The sequence below is a fragment of the Pelomonas sp. KK5 genome, assembly GCF_001984095.1.
Classification (GTDB): Bacteria; Pseudomonadota; Gammaproteobacteria; order Burkholderiales; family Burkholderiaceae_C; genus KK5.
This window is the reverse complement of the sequence record NZ_LYVQ01000557.1, coordinates 1-508: the sequence shown is the minus strand read 5'-3', so window position 1 is coordinate 508 and position 508 is coordinate 1. Positions and strand designations below refer to the sequence as shown.

Annotated in this window: 1 protein-coding gene; it reads left to right on the top strand. The window is 69.5% G+C overall.

The annotated features are described in order from the left end of the window. On the top strand, positions 1 to 327 hold a 327-nt coding region (locus B0W88_RS34225), incomplete at its 5' end, for a hypothetical protein (RefSeq protein ID WP_198938021.1). Positions 328 to 508: the final 181 nt, after the last annotated feature.

Here is a 508-nt window from a genome sequence, read left to right as displayed (position 1 = left end):
GCCCAGGCGGCCAGGGCCACGCCGCCGCCCGTCGCGCCACCGGCTGCGGCCCCCGCCGGCCCGGTCAAGGCCGCCATGGTCTGCACGAAGATGGGCAGGCCCGAGGCGCCATCGCTCAACTGGAGCGGCGAAGCCGCCTACAAGGTCACAGCCACCGTCAAGGCCGGCCGCGTCGTCGGCATCGAGGCGCAGCCGCTGCGCAGCGGCGTCGACCGCAAGGCCCAGCGCGCCCTCGTCGGTGCCATCGAATCGACGCTGCGCGACACCTATGAGTGCCCCGGCGACCACGTGTTCGAACAAGAGTTCGTGTTCAAGATCGGCGACTGAGTCGCCCCCTTTTTCCCCCATCCAGGAGACCTCTGATGTTTGCTCGACTCACCAGCCTGCTGGCTGCAGCCGCCCTCGCCTTGACCCTAGGCACCACACCCGTCGCCCACGCGCAGGATCCCGCCGCACACAAGGAAGACAACCCCTACGGCCTGATGGCCATGATCAACCACGGGGACGC